General features: G+C 42.5%; 17 protein-coding genes. 4 read left to right on the top strand and 13 right to left on the bottom strand.

The features are described from left to right. Positions 1–21: 21 nt before the first annotated feature. Positions 22–672: a TetR/AcrR family transcriptional regulator gene (locus J7I93_RS03975; RefSeq protein ID WP_214723513.1), complete on the top strand. Its 651-nt coding sequence runs from the start codon at positions 22–24 to the stop codon at positions 670–672. A 25-nt stretch (positions 673–697) separates the two neighbouring features. On the opposite strand, the gene J7I93_RS03970 is transcribed toward J7I93_RS03975, so the two are convergent. The 3 genes from J7I93_RS03970 to J7I93_RS03960 form a co-directional block, all read right to left on the bottom strand. Continuing rightward, positions 698–1,783, bottom strand: a complete 1,086-nt coding sequence (locus tag J7I93_RS03970; protein WP_214723512.1) for a PQQ-dependent sugar dehydrogenase — start codon at positions 1,781–1,783, stop codon at positions 698–700. A 24-nt stretch (positions 1,784–1,807) separates the two neighbouring features. Next, the gene (locus J7I93_RS03965) at positions 1,808–2,665 is read right to left on the bottom strand and encodes an HAD family hydrolase (protein WP_214723510.1); all 858 of its coding nucleotides are present in this window, start codon (positions 2,663–2,665) and stop codon (positions 1,808–1,810) included. 75 nt (positions 2,666–2,740) lie between these two features. After that, a complete protein-coding gene (locus J7I93_RS03960) occupies positions 2,741–3,403 on the bottom strand; it encodes a DNA alkylation repair protein (RefSeq protein ID WP_214723508.1) in 663 nt (220 codons plus the stop codon). A gap of 233 nt (positions 3,404–3,636) precedes the next feature. On the opposite strand from J7I93_RS03960, the gene J7I93_RS03955 reads away from it, so the two are divergent. Both J7I93_RS03955 and J7I93_RS03950 read left to right on the top strand, forming a co-directional pair. Further along, a complete protein-coding gene (locus J7I93_RS03955; RefSeq protein WP_214987683.1) occupies positions 3,637–5,151 on the top strand; it encodes a glycine betaine uptake BCCT transporter in 1,515 nt (504 codons plus the stop codon). Between the two features lie 172 nt (positions 5,152–5,323). Beyond that, positions 5,324–6,643 (top strand): short-chain fatty acid transporter, encoded by a 1,320-nt coding sequence (locus tag J7I93_RS03950; RefSeq protein ID WP_214723504.1) that lies wholly within the window; start codon positions 5,324–5,326, stop codon positions 6,641–6,643. 156 nt (positions 6,644–6,799) lie between these two features. Here the strand turns inward: J7I93_RS03950 and J7I93_RS03945 are convergent, their stop codons facing one another. The 4 genes from J7I93_RS03945 to J7I93_RS03930 form a co-directional block, all read right to left on the bottom strand. Further along, positions 6,800–6,994, bottom strand: coding sequence for a hypothetical protein (locus J7I93_RS03945; RefSeq protein WP_214723608.1), 195 nt, complete (start codon positions 6,992–6,994; stop codon positions 6,800–6,802). A gap of 81 nt (positions 6,995–7,075) precedes the next feature. Next, the gene (locus J7I93_RS03940; RefSeq protein ID WP_214723502.1) at positions 7,076–8,083 is read right to left on the bottom strand and encodes an ABC transporter ATP-binding protein; all 1,008 of its coding nucleotides are present in this window, start codon (positions 8,081–8,083) and stop codon (positions 7,076–7,078) included. Between the two features lie 20 nt (positions 8,084–8,103). After that, on the bottom strand, positions 8,104–8,910 hold the full coding sequence (locus J7I93_RS03935) for an ABC transporter permease (protein WP_214723500.1): 807 nt from the start codon (positions 8,908–8,910) through the stop codon (positions 8,104–8,106). Between the two features lie 3 nt (positions 8,911–8,913). After that, the gene (locus J7I93_RS03930; RefSeq protein WP_214723497.1) at positions 8,914–9,717 is read right to left on the bottom strand and encodes an ABC transporter permease; all 804 of its coding nucleotides are present in this window, start codon (positions 9,715–9,717) and stop codon (positions 8,914–8,916) included. 287 nt (positions 9,718–10,004) lie between these two features. On the opposite strand from J7I93_RS03930, the gene J7I93_RS03925 reads away from it, so the two are divergent. Next, positions 10,005–11,279 (top strand): YjiH family protein, encoded by a 1,275-nt coding sequence (locus J7I93_RS03925; protein ID WP_214723604.1) that lies wholly within the window; start codon positions 10,005–10,007, stop codon positions 11,277–11,279. Positions 11,280–11,432: 153 nt separating this feature from the next. Here the strand turns inward: J7I93_RS03925 and J7I93_RS03920 are convergent, their stop codons facing one another. The 6 genes from J7I93_RS03920 to J7I93_RS03895 form a co-directional block, all read right to left on the bottom strand. Beyond that, the gene (locus J7I93_RS03920; protein ID WP_214723495.1) at positions 11,433–11,831 is read right to left on the bottom strand and encodes a hypothetical protein; all 399 of its coding nucleotides are present in this window, start codon (positions 11,829–11,831) and stop codon (positions 11,433–11,435) included. 68 nt (positions 11,832–11,899) lie between these two features. Then, on the bottom strand, positions 11,900–12,997 hold the full coding sequence (locus J7I93_RS03915) for a PRK06851 family protein (protein ID WP_214723493.1): 1,098 nt from the start codon (positions 12,995–12,997) through the stop codon (positions 11,900–11,902). A gap of 506 nt (positions 12,998–13,503) precedes the next feature. Continuing rightward, positions 13,504–13,986 (bottom strand): Cys-tRNA(Pro) deacylase, encoded by a 483-nt coding sequence (gene ybaK / locus J7I93_RS03910; RefSeq protein WP_214723491.1) that lies wholly within the window; start codon positions 13,984–13,986, stop codon positions 13,504–13,506. 60 nt (positions 13,987–14,046) lie between these two features. Next, a complete protein-coding gene (locus tag J7I93_RS03905; RefSeq protein ID WP_214723489.1) occupies positions 14,047–15,366 on the bottom strand; it encodes a UDP-glucose dehydrogenase family protein in 1,320 nt (439 codons plus the stop codon). A 65-nt stretch (positions 15,367–15,431) separates the two neighbouring features. Beyond that, positions 15,432–17,093 (bottom strand): glycoside hydrolase family 13 protein, encoded by a 1,662-nt coding sequence (locus J7I93_RS03900; protein WP_214723487.1) that lies wholly within the window; start codon positions 17,091–17,093, stop codon positions 15,432–15,434. A gap of 234 nt (positions 17,094–17,327) precedes the next feature. Continuing rightward, positions 17,328–17,789 carry a hypothetical protein gene (locus J7I93_RS03895; protein WP_353050252.1) on the bottom strand — a complete coding sequence of 154 codons (462 nt, stop codon included), beginning with the start codon at positions 17,787–17,789 and terminating at the stop codon, positions 17,328–17,330. Positions 17,790–17,904: the final 115 nt, after the last annotated feature.

Here is a 17,904-nt window from a genome sequence, read left to right as displayed (position 1 = left end):
GTACGGATAAAGGAGTTTACTATGTCAGAGCACGATTCGGTTATTGAAGAGTTATTCCAGGAAGAAGATGGACTCACGGATAAGCAGAAGAAAATTATTATAGCAGCGGTTGAATCGTTTTCCGAGAAAGGCTATGCAGCTACCTCAACTAGTGAAATTGCTAAGAAAGCAGGAGTAGCAGAGGGAACGATATTTCGTCACTATAAAACAAAAAAGGATTTGCTGATGGGCATTGTTTCACCCATGATGGCAAAATTAATCGCCCCATTTGTCATAAAGGATTTATATAAAGTAATCGATCATAAATATGAACGTTATGAAGACTTTCTAAGAGCTATGATGGAAAATCGGATTGCCTTCTTAAAAAACAATATGCCCCTTTTAAAGATCCTAATCCAGGAAATTCCGTTCCATCCGGAGCTTAAGGAACAATTTAAAGAGCATATTGCCTGCAAGGTGTTTGAACGCTTTGTTAATCTGGTGGAGTTCTACCAGAAAAAGGGCCAAATTATCGATATCCCCGCATATAGTGCCGTTCGAATGACCTTTACATCCATTTTCGGCTTTTTGATCACCAGGTATTTAATTTTGCCTGAAGCGGAGTGGAATGATGAGGAAGAGATTGAATTAACCATTCAATTCATTATGCATGGACTTTCTGCAAAATCATAACAAAAGCCTGGCTGCTGCCAGGCTTTTATATATCGGTTAAAGAAATTCTATAAAGCTTGTCATCCTTTTCAAGCGGATTTCCGCGGCCATCTGTGTTGTTGCTTATAAAATAAAGGTTGTTTCCTTCAATAAAGACATCCCTGATCCGGCCTAAATTCGAAACAAGCTTTCTTACTTTTTTAGCTTCCAAATCAAACTCCAAAACGGCACTGCCCCTTAAGGCAGCTGTGTAGAGCTTGCCATCATGGTAGTCCATTCCGGAAGGAGCCCAGGTTTCATTATCTCCTGAAGTAAATAAAGGCGACTCCATGCCTGCTTTCTTTTCAGTCCCTTTTATTTCAGGCCAGCCATAGTTCTTTCCGGCTATTATTTTATTAATTTCATCATTGGCTGAAGGACCGTGCTCACTTTCATACAAAACACCGTCAGATGCCCAGGCAAGCCCCTGAGGATTGCGGTGTCCATAGCTATAGACATATGAATCGGGAAAAGGATTATCTGCCGGTATGGTGCCGTCCAGATTCATTCTTAAGATTTTCCCTCCTAAAGAATTCAGATCCTGCGCAATTTCCGGATTAGCAGCCGCATCGCCTGCTGTTGCGTAAAGCTTGCCGTCAGGGCCGATTTCAAGGCGGCCGCCATGGTGGAACTGACCGCTTGGAATTTTATCCAGCAGGATCTTTTCCTCTTTCCATATTCCATCCTGAAGCATGAGGATGACAATGCGGTTAAACTGCCCCGTGCTGTTTTCGTAGGTGTAATAGGCAAAGGCTTTATTCGAATTAGAAAAGTCTGGTGTCAGCACAAAGCCAAGCAAACCGGCTTCCGCTGCTGTAGACAGCTTTTTTTCCAATTGTACCTTTTGGCGTTCTTTCTTGCTCCCTTCAACCTTTACAATGCTTCCCTGTCTTTCCGACATATAAAAGGTTTCATCCGTTTTGGCAATGGACCAGGGAATATCCAGCTCATCAGCGAGAATTTCCGGTTCTGCATTTGCAGGGAGGCTGACTTCCTGCTCTCCAGCCTGATCCTTAGCCTCATTCTCCCCGGCATTTGAGCACCCGGCAATAAATGCAAAAGCCAGAAGGCCTGTACCCAACACCCTTTTCATCCAGCTCTCGACCTCCTTGAAAATTTACTCCAGTACTTCCCAAATCGCTTTGGCTACTCCGCTGTCTTCGTTTGTTAATGTAACAGCATCACATTGCGCTTTGATGATCTCATCAGCATTTCCCATGGCGACTGATCTTCCAGCCCGCTTGAACATGGACAAATCATTATAATTATCGCCAATCGCCATTGTTTCTAGAAGCGAAATCCCTTTTTCCTTTACAAAAGCCTCAAGGGCTATCCCCTTTTGGGCATTTACACTTGTCAGCTCCAGGTTCTCATCCCCTGATGAACTCACTGCCAACCCGTCGAGCTGAAGCAAGTCCTCTTTTGCGGCAGCAAGAAAATCCGGTTCAAACGAGAAAGCAAGCAGCTTATAAATTTGGTGCTCCTCATGGTTGAAAAGTTCATCATAGCTGTTCACTTTATGCACCAGCCCCTTTTTAAACCGTTCCTCTGCAGCTTTAGTGACCTCGTCAATATCCGCTTCAGGGTTACCGCTTAAAAAGATATCAACAATGATTGAAACGCCTCGATCTTCATCGACTGTATATGTACCTTGATTTGTATACACCTCGAAATAAACATTGTTCTGTAAAAGGATATAAGCTGCTTTTTTAGCCAAGGTCTTATCGAGCGGATTGGAAGAAACCACTTTTCCATCCGCAGCCCTTACCTCTGCACCATTCGCGCAAATCATGGGGCAGGAGATACCGGCTTCCTCCAGAACAAAGCTTGCTTCAAAGTACGAGCGTCCGGTTGCGATAACAACCTCGACTCCTTTTTCCTGAGCTGCTTTTATTGCTTCAATATTCTTATCCGTTATTTTCTGTGTTGCTGTTAAAAGTGTTCCATCCATATCACTGGCAATGCATTTGATCATGTTTTATCTCACCTTCTGGCTGTAGTAGTATTTTAGCAGAAAAACTTATTTTGCCATTCTAACATGTTCTCCGTTTTATTTTAAATATTTGCTCCCTTCCCTGATGCTTAACTTGGCAAGGGGATTGGAATCAATAAACTCTTTTACAGAAGCAGGATGTGTTTTGGAATACTCCCTGAGAGCCCAGCCTATAGCCTTTTGGATGAAAAATTCCCTGCTTTCATTATTTAGAAGAATATAGCGGTATAATAACTCTTTATCTGTACGGTCTTTATACTTTAACTGAAATAAAATCGCTGTCCGGCGAAGCCACATATTATTGCTGGAAGCCCATCCGTCAATTCTTTCCTTTATCACTTCAGGATGCTTTTCCGCAATTGCCCCAACCGCATGCGAAGCAAGCATGTCGACTGTATCCCACCAGGACTTTGATACAATCAGCTTTTCAATTAAATCAAAATGGTGTTTGTCCAATTTCTTTGTGAATTTCCCAATATAATCAAGAGCGGCATATTGATACTCTCTTTCTTCCATCTCCCACAAGGCTTCTACGAAATCCGGCCTAAACTCCTGTTTTAACAGCCCGGTTTTATGAAAGAATTCTTTTAATAACATTCTTCTTTCAGGCGTTTTAATTCCCAGGAAAGGAAACCTGTTTTTCATATAGTTTTGCATGGGAACAGCTTTCTCTTCACATCGGTTTTCCTCAAAAAGCTTTATTAACAAAGTAATATCCATATAAGCACTCCTTTTTACATCAAAACAGGTTTATGTCATCATGTTAAGGGTAAGGTATTTTAGGGATTTGTCGCTTTCTCCGTTTTTGGACAGCATTTTCCTCTTCCGATTAAATTCCATTTTAAAGAGTCAAGCCCGAATAATCCATTTCCCATGAATGATTAGACAGAAAAGAAGGCCAAAATACAAATATGCGTTATTTTTTAGGATTGATTTGTTTAGGGGGGATTTTATTGAATGATAAATCCGGCAGTATAAACAGTGTATTTTGGATTTCAGCCGTGGTTATTTTGCTTTTAGTTCTATTGGGAGCTTTTACTCCCGACTTATTTGCCAGTGCAGCAACAAAAGCCTTTGATTTTACTACATATGCATTTGGCTGGTTTTACTTAATTTCGGTCTTGTTTTTTGTCTTATTCTGTATCTTTCTTGCCATAAGCAAATATGGCCGCATCAAGCTTGGCAATGATGAAGATAAAGCGGAGTATCCTTTTTTCACCTGGATTGGGATGCTTTTCAGCGCAGGGTTTGGAATTGGGTTAGTATTCTGGGGAATTGCGGAACCGATGAGCCACTATTTTACACCGCCCAGGCAGGGGATGGATCCACTAACAACAGAGGCTGCCCGGGAGGCAATGGGTTATTCCTTTTTCCACTGGGGGGTCAGCCAATGGTCTGTGTTCACCATTGTTGGCTTGGCTATTGGCTATTTTCAATTCAGGAAGAAAGAAAACGGACTTATTTCCACCACTTTAAATCCTTTATTCAGCAAAAAACGAGAGCCTGTTACCCTTAAAAAATTCATTGATATTTTGGCTGTTATCGCAACAGTCATGGGTGTAGCAACGTCTCTTGGGCTGGGTATACTCCAGATTAACGGAGGCCTGGATGCTGTATTTGGAATTGAGAAAAGCGCTTTAACGCAAATTCTGATTATTGTGGTAATGACCGTCCTATTCCTGTTATCATCGTCTACAGGTCTTAATAAAGGGATTAAATATTTGAGTAACCTGAACCTCGGTCTTGCTTTAGTCCTTATGCTGTTCGTTTTGGTTACCGGTCCAACCGTGTTTATTTTGAATTCCTTTACACTTGGAATAGGCGATTATATCTCAAATTTTATTAATTTGAGTCTTCGCATGACCCCTTATAAAGGCGGAACCTGGATAAGGGACTGGACCATCTTTTATTGGGCCTGGGCCATTGCCTGGTCGCCCTTTGTGGGAGCCTTTATCGCGAGGGTTTCCAGAGGAAGAACGATTCGCGAATTCGTGGTTGGCGTACTGATCGTTCCTCCGCTTATTGCACTAATTTGGATTGCAGTATTCGGCGGAACGGCTTTGCACTTCGACCTTTTCAGCGGCACAGCGATTGCAGAGGCTGTTAATAATGATGTAACTTCAGCCTTATTCCAAACTTATAATGAGCTGCCATTCAGCTTCTTGCTTTCTGTTTTGTCCATCCTGCTGATTCTGACATTCCTGATCACATCTGCAGACTCGGCAACCTATATTTTGGGGATCATGACGGCTAATGGCACTTTAACCCCGCCGCTCGCTACAAGGATTACCTGGGGAATTTTGATGGGTGCTATTGCAGCAGTCCTGCTTTTAAGCAGCGGACTTGAAGGCCTGCAAACGGCGTCACTCGTCGCGGCTCTTCCATTTACCATTATTCTGGTCCTTATGTGTGCATCGCTATTTAAAATGCTTCGCAAAGAAACGATACCGGTTAAACATAAGAAATAAGCTTAGCAGACCTCCAATCAAGGAGGTCTGTTTTTTATTCCACATTAAAGTACTGCCCTATGCACTCTTCTCCGTCTTCCAATCCAGTATATTATTTCAGAAAAGAAGGAATATAAAGAATTTTAAAGAAAATATAATAAGTTTAGGGATTAATTTTTAAGGGGGTTACATCATGAAAGTACTTGTATCATTTTTTAACCGCATTATGCAGCGGTATCTGCCTGATCCATTTTTATTTGTTATTATCTTAACTTTTGCTGTGTTCGGCTTAGGATTGATTTTCACTGACAGCGGGCCTTATCAGATGGTTCAGCATTGGGGCAATGGTTTCTGGGGTCTATTAGTCTTCTCCATGCAAATGGTGCTTGTCCTGGTAACAGGGCATGTTTTGGCCAGCAGCCAAATTTTTAAAAAGGGATTAGGCGCTCTTGCCTCAACCGCAAAATCACCGGGCCAGGCTATAATCATTGTTACGGTTGTTTCTATGATTGCCAGTCTAATCAACTGGGGATTCGGTCTTGTCATTGGCGCTTTATTCGCCAAGGAGCTTGCTAAAAAAGTTGAAAATGTCGATTACCGGCTATTAATTGCAAGCGCTTACGCAGGGTTTATCGTTTGGCATGGGGGAATTTCCGGATCCATTCCATTGACGATTGCCACTCCGGGACATTTCTCAGAAGATATGATCGGTGTGATTTCAACGGACCAAACGATCTTTGCCGGGTTTAACTTATTTATTGTTTTAGCTATCTTTTTAATTTTGCCTTTTGTTAATCGCTTCATGATGCCATCAAAAGAGGAGACAATTGTTGTCGATCCTGCGCTTCTTCAGGATGATGTTCAGGCTGCAACCCTCGAAAAAGGGGCCATGACACCGGCAGAACGGTTGGAAAACAGTCGCATTGTTTCATTGTTGATCGGAATCTTCGGGCTCATTTTCCTGTTTTACTACTTTGCAACGAACGGATTCAAGCTTAATTTGGATATTGTTAATTTCTTGTTCCTGTTCCTGGGCATCCTTTTCCACGGGACACCTAAATATTTCCTGGAAGCGGTGATGAATGCCGTTAAAGGAGCAAGCGGCATCATTGTCCAGTTCCCATTTTACGCTGGAATTATGGGCATGATGACAGCTTCAGGTCTAGCTGCCGTTATGTCAGAAGGATTTGTTTCCATATCCAATGAATTTACGTTTCATTTCTTTGCATTCCTAAGTGCCGGATTAGTAAACTTCTTCGTTCCTTCCGGTGGAGGACAGTGGGCAGTTCAGGCGCCTGTTATGCTGGAAGCAGCGAAGGCATTGGATGTATCCATTCCAAAAACGGCTATGGCTGTTGCATGGGGAGACGCCTGGACGAACTTAATCCAGCCTTTTTGGGCTCTGCCAGCACTGGCGATTGCCGGCTTAAAAGCTAAAGACATCATGGGATACTGCGTACTGACTCTGCTTGTAAGCGGTGCAGTCATTTCCCTGGGATTGCTGTTTTTATAAATTATAATTTGTGTTAAAGCTTGATTGCAGTCAAGCGGGAGAATCTCCAGACCTCCCGCTGACGCAGAGCCCTGGGGCTAAATCAACAGGCCAATTTAACAGAGCCAAACAAAAAAGCATGAAAGCCAGTCGGCCATCATGCCAATATATTCATTATTAAAGCATCCCATTATGATGATCATTCTTCAGATTATGCATATGTGACTCCATATAAGCCCTATCCGACTCCGAAACATGCTTCGCATTTTCCTCAGGGTCAAAATCGTCAATTCCATGCCTTTTATGCCACCAGTCAACAAACATGCCTGCTCCCAACAGTACAGCACAAAAGCCCAGAAGATAAAGAATCAATTTGATCACCTCTATATATTATATTATTTTTCAGAAAATAATGACATCTTTAGGGTGCCCATTTTCCATAGAGGCATTCTTTTAGACTTTCACGGTTTCGGGAAGGTCCTGATAGCCTTCCTGATAGATGCGGCTAATAATCGATTCGATTTCTGGCTCCTCTACTGTCAGGTCCTTGATATTATGAGTCTTTGTAATCTGGGCAATTAATTCGGATGCAGAAACCATATCCCGGTTAAACCGGATCCAGAATCGGCTCGCTTCCTCCTTAAAAACCTCACCGTCTGTTAGCTTTAAGCGCTGGGTTGACTCTTCCAAGTCCACGATCAGAGTCCGGATTTTTCCGAACCTTTCTTTCACGACTGCAATTTCGCCATCATAAACCTTTTGCCCATGATCGATGAGAATCATGCGTTCACATAGCTTTTCAATATCCTCCATGTCATGGGTTGTTAAAATAACCGTGATTTTACGCTCATTATTAATCTCTTTAATAAACGTCCTCATTTTCTCTTTGGCTACGACATCCAGCCCGATAGTCGGCTCATCCAGGAAAAGAATTGGCGGATCATGCAAAAGAGAAGCAGCGATATCAGCTCTCATTCTTTGCCCGAGCGAAAGCTGCCGGACAGGTGTATTCAAAAATTCATCCAGCCCCAATATTTCAGTAAAAGTGTCCATATTTTCTTTGTATCGTTTATTGGAAACCTGATAGATTTCCTTGAGCAGCTCAAATGATTCTATTGTAGGCAGATCCCACCAAAGCTGTGTTCTCTGTCCAAAAACAACTCCGATATTTTTGGCATTTTCCTGCCTGTTTTCATAAGGGATAATGCCATTTACCTTAACTCCCCCTGAGCTTGGCACCAAAATACCCGTCAGCATTTTAATCGTTGTGGATTTCCCCGCACCATTCGGTCCAATATAGCCGACCATTTCACCTTTTTCGATGGAAAAGCTGATATCCTTCACTGCTTCCTTTTTAATATGCTCCCGTTTCACAAGGCTCTTCATAGCCCCAAGAAGACCTGTTTCCCTCTTGGCAACCATAAAGTCCTTCATTAGATGTTCAACCTCTATAATCGGCATTTTAACCCTCCTAATCTATGTTATGAACCTGTACTCTTATATCGCTTCAATCCCAGCATCCAAATATAATAGGCAATGGCAAAAAAGACGATTCCGACAAGCGGCGATAAGTAACCCATATTATGAGGGAAAAATGGCGTTTCTTTTTCCAGAAGAACGGCAGCAGGGAAATAGTTCACAAAGCCAAAGGGAACCACAAAGGCTGTAAACCATTGCACAGCCTTTGGATAAATAACCAAGGGATAGTTGGTTAAATTTCTGGCGGGATACATAGCCACCCAGTAAAACTGCTCTGATTTGGTCGTCCAAAACGCAAGGGCGGAAATCATCACCAGCAGCCCTCCCTGGATGAGTATGCCCCCAACAACTGATAGCAGTAAAAATAAACTTTTTCCTAATGTCCAATCCAGCTGAAGCTCAAAGCTGACCCAAATAAAGATCACGATACTGAACAAAAATTGGGCAAAGGAAGCAACATCAAATTTCATCGCCATGAAATGAAAAAACGGATTGATTGGCCTGACAAGAAAGCGGTCAAATGTGCCATTCAGGATGTATGTATCCAGGCCTCTAAAGTGAAAAAATAAAATAATGCAGAATCCCCAAGATAAAATAGCGACTGCAAATAAAAACAGCATTTCGTAAAAATTCCATGAACCCAATTCCTGAAACTGATAAAGCATAATCCACATCGTCACGGCGGTGCCTGCATAAGAAGTAAGCAATCCTACAATTCTCATGACAAAGGCAAAACGATACTGCAGCTGAGCCCGTACACCAGCGGAGATGAGTTTAAAATATAAATCGCAATATTTCAGAACACCCACTCTCTATCCCCCCTGTACAACCACTTTGTGTGATGCCCTGTTCCAGACCAGCCTTAACAGCAGATAACAAACGGCTACCCAAAATAACTGAACTCCAAGGGACAGCAGAATGGCGCTTCCGGAGATTTTACCTATAAAAATGGCGTTTGGTATGTAATAGATTCCTTGAAACGGCAAATAAAGCGCCATTTTCTCAAGCCAGCCCGGAAAAAACCAAAGCGGGATGATCGATCCGGAAAGAAGGGACATCGCAAAATAAAAGATATCGACTATGCCGCCAGTTTCGACCAGGAAAAAGGAAAGCAATCCGAACGACATCTCTATACAATAACGAATCAAAAACCCAATAAATGCTGAAGCAATAAACAATACCCAAGTCTGCCAGCTGTCCGGCAAAGTCAAATCCATAAATATAAACAGGACTGTATATAAGGGAAGCAGCGCTGTAAGAATATAAAACGCGACACTTCCAAAGTCCGCAAACAGATAGCGCAGGGGTACATCAAATGGCCTCATTAATTCCAGGGAAATATCCCCTGTACGAACCTTCTCCTGAATATCCCAAAGCGGGGTACCCGCTCCATTTACCCCTGTTAAAAATTGGCTGACTACAATATAGGTCAGCATCGCCTCAAAGCTGACACCGCCCGCTTCTTCTCTTCCTGCATATAAAGCAGTCCAAATGGAACCCCACATAAGCAGGAATATAAGATTGGAGCCAAGCCTTGACCAGACATCGAACCGATAAACGGCCGAACGAAGAAAAGCCTTCTTCGTGAATGTCCAATATAAACGGAACCTAAACATTCACCCACCCGCTTTTTGATTATTTTGATTATTTTATATTTTAACATAATATGGGAGATGAAAATATGCTTGTTGAAATAATCTATTTTGTGTTTAAAAAGGAGGGAAACGGTGGAATTTAAGAGAAAGGAGTTGGCTTTTTAGAGGTTATGAATTAAAATAACTTTTGGTTTATAAATATTAAGTTGAAAAGGTGAATTGTATTGATTGATGCATCCAGAAAGAAGTACACATCTTCTGAAATATTAAAGTTTGTTATTCCATCCCTTATTGGAATCAGTTTTTTTATGGTTCCGCTAAAATATAACGGGGAAATTACCATCCCGATCGCCATTTTTTCAGGCTGGGTCCAGGAATGGCTCTCTGCTTATCTTCCTGAAATCATGACTTTTATTATTGTTTTGACCCTTCTTGGTACCCTCTTCGCTAAGTTTTTCAAACCAGCTTTCATCGAAAGAAGCCCTTTCTTAAAGAACTTATTCGATGTTCCGGCAATTTGGTTTGCTGCAAGAATACTGGGAAGCATTTTTGCGGTTATGACTTTATTCCAATTAGGGCCTGAACAAGTTTGGTCTGAATATACAGGCGGCTTACTGTTAAATGATTTGCTGCCGATTCTGTTCTCGGTCTTTTTATTTGCAGGACTTTTTCTGCCCTTGCTTTTAAACTTTGGCCTGCTTGAATTTTTCGGGTCACTATTAACAAAGATTATGCGCCCTGTCTTCAGGCTGCCAGGAAGATCATCCATTGATTGTGTCGCTTCCTGGCTTGGAGATGGAACGATTGGTGTTCTTTTAACAAGCAAACAATATGAAGAAGGCTATTACACGAAAAGAGAAGCCGCCATCATCGGCACAACCTTCTCAGTCGTATCTATTACCTTCAGCCTTGTGGTCATCTCACAGGTTAATTTAGGTCATTTATTCGTGCCTTTTTATTTGACTATCACGGCCGCCGGATTCGTTGCAGCAATTATTAGTCCAAGGATCCCGCCATTATCCAGAAAGCCGGATACGTATTATAACGGCCAGGAAGGCGGACTGGATGAAACGATCCCTAAAGGCCACACTCCAGTTAGCTGGGGAATCTCCCAGGCTGTTGAAAAAGCAAAGGGCAATCAGAGTATAAAGTACTTTTTCGAACAAGGTGCCAAAAACATTCTGGATATGTGGATGGGCGTGGCACCGATTGTCATGGCACTTGGTACTCTTGCACTTATCATTGCGGAATATACACCCGTATTTAAGTATTTGGGCATGCCATTTATTCCAATCCTGCAGCTCATGCAGGTCCCCGAAGCAGCTGCAGCTTCAGAAACCATGATTGTCGGATTTGCTGATATGTTCCTTCCATCTGTTATCGGCGCAGGGATCGAGAGCGAAATGACTCGCTTTATCGTTGCCTCCGTTTCTGTTACACAGCTGATTTACATGTCCGAAGTAGGCGGACTGCTTCTCGGTTCAAAAATCCCGGTTTCTTTAAAGGACTTAATCATCATTTTCCTGGAAAGAACCATCATTACACTGCCAGTTATTGTCCTGGCTGCACATATTATTTTTTAAATAGGAAAGGGTATCCCGGCATGAGGATACCCTTTTTTTTGTGCAGAGGCCCGCTATAAAGCACTTTGCAATGTTTATAAGCCAGCAAATACTTCCTGGTAGTTTTCGCTCCAGTCAATCAGCAAAGTAAAAACCAACATTCAGCTTTGCTTTTTAGAAGCATTGGAAAGAGCGGATTCTTCTTAAATCAGTTCCGTAATAAGTCCAGCGCCACCCTCTCCAGCGCCAGCCTGCTACTGATGTCCGTCCGACATATGTCGGGAAGAACCAGAAGCTGCTCCCATTTTGGAGCCATACATAGGTATTGCGAAATAAACAGCCTCTTATTGCGCCCGGATCAACTGCAAATGTTGTGGCCTGCTGCATTTGCGGAGTAAAACTTGGAGGCGGCGCTGTTGGCGCTCCCCCTTGCTGCTGTCCCCCGCCCCCTGGCGGCCCCGGCGGCGGTCCTGGAGGGCCAAATCCGCCGCCTGGTCCTCCTCCTGGAAATATCCGATCATCATAGTAATAGCCTGTCGTATAAGGATAAAACGGATAATTTGTATAATCCATCAATTTATAACTCCTCTCCATTTCCCTCGGTGTAATGTATGCCTATTGCCCAAAATCGTGATTACGTGCTAGACCTTCTCGGAAATCATCAGCAGTTCAGAGCGGATCTTATCTTTAATTTTGTCGACAACTTCAAAATTCATGGCCTCAATATAAATTTTTTCCAATGTGTCACGCTGGGTTTTTGCTTGTGCGAGGTAAGATATCGCTTCACTCATTTTATTTTTATAACGGGTGCTGATGTCTTTAATCTGTTCGGCATATATCTCATCTGTGCCTGAGTTGATGGTGATCTCATACATATCAATAATTTCGTCACCATCTCTATCCGGAAAATATTCGTGAGGTGCCGTGCTATCGAAAATAGCCAAACCAAGCTCTCTCACAATAATCATATCCAGGCTGTGCGGGTCAAAGCCGCAATGGTAGACTTCAATATCAAATCCGCGGTTTTCAGCTTCTGCGGCCAGCTTTTTCAGCATGGTTGACTTTCCGGAGCCCGGACGCCCTTTTATGAAGTACCTTTTCTGAATATCCTCAGTAAGGTTTGGCACAAAGTCCACCGCACCTGTTGGTGTAGCTGCCCCTAAATAACGATGCTTAACAGATGGTGTTTTATTTAATTTCATATTTCCATAGAAGGTCTGAATCAGCTTCTTAGTTAGTTGATCTGCCTTTTGAAAGTTCATATTTTCGATGTAGATTTTTTCCCATTCATCATGAATTTTCAGCGCTTTGGCAAATGTTTCGTAAGCTGTTGCAAATGAGCAGCTAATTTGGCTTGCCAATGAAGTGATTTCTTCTTTCTTACCGGCCAAGGCCCTGGAATCCCAGGCTTCTCCCAGATTGATATACTCATCAACTGCGCCCGGTGCTTTAGGTTCAATAACATGCGGAGCTGTCCCATCAACGATACCAGCTTTTAAAGCTGGAATGATGACCCCGTCGATTGAATGATTGTCAGATGAGCAATGAATGTATTCAAGATCATAGCCTTTTTCAGATAATTCTGCTCCAATCGCTTTCATCAGAGAAGATTTCCCTGTCCCAGGCCCGCCTTTTAAAATAAATAGACGGTCAAGCCCTTGCAGGTTGGAATCAAATAAACTGTGGAATCCCCGCGCAGTATTCCCGCCGGCAAAGTAATTTAATGTCTTCCCAGCCACTCTTACACTTCCTTTCGAAATGCATTTTCATCTTACAGTATGCAAAGGGAGAGGGATGGGTGAATGCCTATGGGAAAAAAGCAGAGAGCTGCTCTATTTTGTTGGTTGATGGTTTATTAGAAGGAGATGGCGATATACACGAAGGTAAAGGGTAACATCAAGTTTTTAATAAGCTGTCTTCGTAAAGATTTATGCTTTTTGAAGGTAAATGTGTTTTAACCACCTGAGTTGATTGTAGCGGAGGGCACTTGATCCTCGAAAATGCATTCGCATTTTCTTCGTGCGGTGTCTATTCAAGGAAGTTTATTCAATGTCCTGCGGGAAGAGAGGGAAGTGCGAGACCCCACAGGCGAAGCCGAGGAGGCTCGCAACCCTCCCCGCGGAAAGCAAGTGCCCGCAGCGGAAAGCAACGGGCAAAATTCCTAAACAAAAACAACAACTTTTGAGAAAAGAGCCTAAAAAAAGAGCGCTAAATCACAGCGATTTAGCACCCTTTACTGCATTTTTTATTCATTTTTCACAAGATCCTCGAGTTTTGCTCCTATCACTTGCTGTAAATCTCCTATTTTCAGCTCCATTTGCATGCCAATCTTACCGCCGCTGACAATGATGCTCCCAAGTTCAGAAGCTTTAGCATCAACATAGGAAGGATATTGCTTTTTCATCCCGACTGGAGAACATCCTCCGCGGATATAGCCGGTAAGCTTCTGGATATCTTTAACCGGAATCATCTCCACCTTTTTTTCACCTGCAGCCTTTGCAGCCTTTTTCAGATCGAGTTCATCTTCAACCGGAATGATAAACACATATACCTGCTTGCTTTGCCCCTGAGCGACAAGTGTTTTATAAACTGCCTTAGGATCTTTTCCAATTTTCTCTGTAACCGAAACCCCGTCTATCTTTCCATCCTGACTGTCGTAGGTGATTAATTCATAATCCACCTTCTGCGCGTCCAGAATACGCATCGCATTTGTTTTCCCCTTAGCCATACCTGCGCCTCCATTGCTTATTTTCCTCATTTTAGCACTTCCCGCCACATTCAAAAAGCATCAGGTGGGATTTGTATCTGGCAGCCCTGGGCGCCCAATCGAAACATATTGAATTTCGTGCTTTTCCGTTTCTTTGACAGAGTAGCAATTTCGGCCATCAAAGAGGAGGGGATCTTTCATGTGCTCACGGTATTTGTAAAGGGGGAACTCTTTGATTTCCTTCCATTCGGTTACGATAAACGCCATATCTGCTTCTTGAATGGCCTCATCAATTGAGGACACATAACTGAGCTTGTCACCGAAAAGGCACTTTCCCTTTTCCATGGCGGCAGGATCATATACCGCTATATTCGCACCTTCATCCAGTAAATCACGAATCAAATCCAGAGACGGAGCCTCCCGGATATCATCTGTATTTGGCTTAAAGGACAAGCCAAGAACAGCAGCTCTTTTTCCGGACAGATTACCTACCAGATTTTTTGCCTTTCTGTATAACGTTTGCTTTTGTCTGTTGTTCACTTCCATAACTGCTCTGAGCATTATAAAATCGTAATCAAATTGGAGGGCCATTTGTTCCAATGCCTGAGTGTCCTTTGGAAAACAAGAGCCGCCATATCCAATTCCAGCATTCAGAAACTGGTTTCCGATCCTCTTATCCATTCCCATTCCAGCACTGACATCCTCGATATTCGCTCCGGATATATCGCATAAATTCGCAATCTCATTGATAAAACTGATTTTTGCAGCTAAAAAAGTATTGGACGCATATTTAATCATTTCCGCACTTCGAAGATCTGTCTGCACTACAGGAATGTTAAACGGCTGATATATTTTCTCTACAATACTTGCAGCTCTCTCATGTCTTGATCCAATCACTATACGATCGCCATGAAAGGTATCGTATATACCAGAGCCTTCACGAAGAAATTCAGGGTTTGAAACCACATGTACAGTCAAGCAAGGCATAACTCTCTCCATAATCAATGCTTCTATTCGTTCATTTGTGCCAATTGGAACGGTGCTTTTTATCGCTACTGTTACGTCTTTTTGAATGTACTCTGCGATGTCCAAAGCAGCTTGCTCAATATTAGCGGTATCCGCAGAACCATCTGCCTTCTGAGGTGTACCTACTGTAATAAAGATGCAATCAGCCTCTCCATAAGCCAAATAGGCTTGATCCGTGAACAATAGACGTTCTTTATCCCTGTTTCTGCTGATCATTTCTTGAAGCCCCGGCTCGAAAATGGGGCACCTGCCTTGATTTAAATCCTCTATTTTTTCTATATCCTTATCGAAACAGATCACAGTATGTCCAACCTCCGCCAAACAAGCGCTTGTGACCAGACCTACATATCCTGCCCCGGCAATGGTGATGTTCATGAAAAGACTCCTTTATCACTCAATAAAAAACAGGATTCTCATATGAGGATCCTGTTTTTATATTACTATTTTATACGATATACGCGCGCTTCATAAGGCTTGAGATTGAAAGAATCAAAATCCTCATGCTTTTCAACAGCGTAGTTATTCAATAAAAGCTGGTCAAATGAAAGCATAAATTCTGATTTAAAGCCTGCTTCCTTGGCTGAAAGGTTCGTAATGACCACAACCTGATCAACTTCGGAAGTGCGGGTATAGGCATAAATCTGCTTATCTTCTTCAAGCAATAAATCATATTGCCCGTAAGTGAAGACGTCATTTTCTTTTTTCAGGCGAATCATTTTTTTATAAAAAGAAAGGATGGAACCTTCATCTTGGGATTGTACCTCCACGTTGATATTCGTGAAGTTCGGATTTAGTTTCATCCATGGCTGGCCAGTTGTAAACCCTGCATTCTCCTTTGTGGACCACTGCATTGGCGTACGGCTGTTGTCACGGGATGATGCCCAAATGATCTCTATGATTGCCTGGTGGGCCATGCCTTCTTCTTTTTTAATGCGGTACAGATTTTTGACTGCCACATCATCATAATCTTCAATAGATGGAAAATGAACATTTGTCATGCCAATTTCCTGCCCCTGGTAAATAAACGGTGTTCCCTGCATTAGGAAATACATGGCACCCATTGATGTTGCACTTTGGTGCCAATATTTATCATCATTACCCCATGTTGAGACAACACGCGGCTTATCATGATTCTCGATGAATAAGGCGTTCCAGCCATCGCCTTCAAGCCCTTTTTGCCAGCGGGTAAGAACTTTTTTAAGCTCTACGATATCAAGCTCCGGGTTTGTTTCTGCATCCCAAAGTCCAAGGTGTTCAAATTGGAAGATCATATCCATTTTGCCTTTTTCTTCACCAACCCAAAGGTCTGCTTCATCAACCGTAACACCGTTTGCTTCGCCTACTGTCATAACGTCATAGTTAGCATAGGTGCGGTCTTTGAATTCCTTTAAGAATCCATGAATGCCTTCCTGGTTCATATGCATATCGAAGGAAGAAACATACTTTTTCTTCTTCGGATTCGGCATGTCAGGGAAGCCTGGGCGCTTTTTAATATGGCTGATTGCATCGATTCTAAAACCATCGATGCCCTTATCAAGCCACCAATTAACTGTATCATAGAGCGCATCGCGGACTTCTTTTTTCTCCCAGTTCAAATCAGGCTGTCTCGTAGAGAAAACATGCAGGAAATATTGTTCCGTTTCCGCATCGTATTCCCATGCGGATCCGCCAAAAATGCTTTCCCAGTTGTTTGGCTCCTGGCCCTTTTTGCCGTCTCTCCAAATGTACCAATCCCTCTTTGGATTGTCTTTGGATGAACGGGACTCTATAAACCAGGGATGTTCATCGCTTGTATGGTTTAAGACAAGGTCGAGAATCAGCTTCATGTCGCGCTTGTGGACTTCGTCAAGCAGCTGGTTGAAATCCTCCATCGTACCGAAGTCTTCCATGATATCCTGGTAATCTGAAATATCATAGCCATTATCATCATTTGGAGATTTGTACATCGGGCAAATCCAAATGACATCTATACCTAAACCTTTAATATAATCAAGTCTTTGAATGATTCCCTGAAGATCGCCAATTCCATCTCCATTTGAATCCTGGAAACTGCGCGGATATATTTGGTACCCGACGGCTTCCTTCCACCAAATCTTCTGCATATTAACACCCTCAATTTATTAATGATTTCTTTGGAGTGCGCAAACGTTTGCATTAAGCGGTATAAAAAAAGCTGCTTGCTATCAGCATTTGCATACTACTACAGTAAGTGTAACGCTTACAATGTATTTTATCAATACCCTTTTCGAGACAAAATTGGGTGGATTTTAAGAGAAATGGTGCTATTAAAACACAATAAAGCCGCAGCTTTTCTATCCTGCGGCTTGCTAAACGAATTAAGCTGGCTCCAATTGCAGCTTGTCCCAATAAGGCTTTAATGAGTGGTAAATAATCTTCTGCATAAAAGCCTTATCCATTTCCGGAAGGAGCTTTTCAGCAAACTCCCAGGCGTTCTCTTCTATCTTTAGGGCTATTTGGTAACGTTCCTGCTCTGTCAAGCATTCGTCGAGCCGTTCAGCCAATTTTTCGAGTTCCTTATCCTCAGCATGGCCAAGTTCATGTGCAAATACAAAAGCAAAGTAATCCAAAAAGTGTTCACCCGAAGAAAATAACTGATAACACTGGTTTTTAATCTCTTCAATGTATAATGTAATTGTGTGCGATCCCATGCTGTACTTGCCGCCAGCTAAACGATTTCCCGGAAAATGATCTTCCAGCTTAACATCCACAAGGCTCCCTGATCTCTCCAGCAACTCCCGAACAACTAGATCCAATCTCTCTTTTTTCAATTCATACACCTTTCTCTATGAGTGTTCAAATAGTGTGCAAATAGATTTACCCGACTTTTTGAACAACCCCCAATAGCTTATAGGCTATTATATGAGAAAAAGGTCAGAAAATAAACCAAGTTAT

The organism is Bacillus sp. ISL-47, assembly GCF_018613175.1.
Lineage (GTDB): Bacteria > Bacillota > Bacilli > Bacillales > Cytobacillaceae > Cytobacillus.
Note: the sequence above shows the minus strand (reverse complement) of the source record. Positions and strands in the feature narration are given on the sequence as shown.